Source organism: uncultured Campylobacter sp. (assembly GCF_937997595.1).
In the GTDB taxonomy this organism is placed as follows: Bacteria; Campylobacterota; Campylobacteria; order Campylobacterales; family Campylobacteraceae; genus Campylobacter_B.
This window is the reverse complement of sequence record NZ_CALKTS010000053.1, coordinates 1-1,617: the sequence shown is the minus strand read 5'-3', so window position 1 is coordinate 1,617 and position 1,617 is coordinate 1. Positions and strand designations below refer to the sequence as shown.

Sequence of the window (1,617 nt, the reverse complement as noted above, 5' to 3'; positions counted from 1 at the left end):
TTTTCAAATACAAAATTTCCGCCGACATCCACGCGCATTTTATTTGTTTCGTCATTACAACCGTCTATCGAAATACCGATATTTACGCCAAGTTCGTTTAGCTTTAAAAGCCTTTGTTTGTTTAATAAGAGCCCGTTTGTAATCAAATCGAATTCAACTTTTTCTAAAACTTTACAACTCTTTTTAAGCTCGTTAATTTTATTTACTATAAAAACAAGTGTTTTGAAATTTAAAAGTGGTTCGCCACCGTAAAATAAAATGGTAGGCTTGGAATTTTCATCGAAATTTGCACTTTCGAGCTGTTTTATGAAAAATAAAATTCCATCCATTGCCATTTGCTTACTCATATTTTCTTTTTTGAAGCGCTTTCTCTTTTCCTGATTATTGTTGCCTAAAAAGCAATATTTACAGGCCAGATTACATTGTTCGCTTAAAATAAAATAGCATACGTTTATTTGCGGCTGAGGAATAACCGATTTTACAAAATTTAAAATTTTTTCATCATCGCCCTCTTTGACTAAAATTTTATACTTTATCAATTCATCGATTTCGCATTTTAAATCTTGTGATAATTTCACGTTTTTGTCAACGGTCTCTTTTATTTTCTTAAATTTGTTATCGCTTAAATAGATCGGCTTCATCCTTAAAGAGTTATATAATGCTACATCATTACCTACATGAAAGGCGAAGCCATATTTTGAAAAAATCATAAAAATCCTTGAAATAGTATCGGCGGATTTTGGTCCGCCGATAAATTTTTAGCATATTTCCCATGCAATTTCGTCGTTTTCACTTCTGCGCCCGCGGCACGAGCATACGCACATGCCACAACTGCATGAGCAAAAGCAAGCGCAAGTTCGACCTGCGACAGCTTCAACAATTTTGCCGAATAGCTTTTCATATTGATTTATAGTGGCGCTCATTTCTTCTCCTTTCTCTAGAAATTTACTAATTACTTATCCTATAGGATATAGATTTGCGGATTTTATCCAAATAAAGTTTAATTTTTACTTTACCTATAGGATAAAAAAATGAGTGAAAATTTAACCTTTTTTGACGGCGACGAGATACAAAATTTTTATCTTCAAATCTCCGCCAACGTCCGTAAACTACGCGAAAGCAAGGGTATGAGCCAGCTGGATATGGCGCTAAGTATGGATATAAAGTCGGTCGCGTTTTACTCAAACTGCGAGAGCTGCCGCTACGACAAGCATTTCAATTTAGAGCATATTTATAAAATTTCAAAAATTTTAGGCATCGAGGTGGGCGAAATTTTTAAATTTAAGGCTTAAAAATTTATAAACTTGAAAGTTTGAATTTTTTGGTAAAACAGACAATGATCAAGCGCAATGATAAGTCTATCGATTTATGCTTAGATGTTTTTACATTTTTGAGTGTAAACCATGCGTGTATTATAAAAATTTTAACGCTCGTTCGGCGAGCGTTAAAATTTCAAACCGCCTTTCAATAGGCATCAATAAAAAGCAAATTTTGCCAATATATTAAAATTTTAAAATCCGAGCGCTTTTTGAATCGCGAACGTCTGCGCTACGATGCGCTCGAGCTGCTGTAGATTTAGCATATTCGGCCCGTCTGAAAGCGCATGAGCGGGATCTG

General features: G+C 34.5%; 2 protein-coding genes. One reads left to right on the top strand and one right to left on the bottom strand.

Annotation, left to right across the window (positions count from 1 at the left end; all coding sequences use genetic code 11):
- Positions 1-710: radical SAM protein (locus Q0614_RS01595; RefSeq protein ID WP_298786042.1), on the bottom strand; the 710-nt coding region annotated here is incomplete at its 3' end.
- A 321-nt stretch (positions 711-1,031) separates the two neighbouring features.
- On the opposite strand from Q0614_RS01595, the gene Q0614_RS01590 reads away from it, so the two are divergent.
- Positions 1,032-1,292 (top strand): helix-turn-helix transcriptional regulator, encoded by a 261-nt coding sequence (locus Q0614_RS01590; RefSeq protein ID WP_298786040.1) that lies wholly within the window; start codon positions 1,032-1,034, stop codon positions 1,290-1,292.
- Positions 1,293-1,617: the final 325 nt, after the last annotated feature.

Excerpts from the sequence above, each read along its gene's own strand:
- Q0614_RS01590 (WP_298786040.1), top strand. The coding sequence starts at position 1,032 with ATGAGTGAAAATTTAACCTTTTTTGACGGCGACGAGATACAAAATTTT.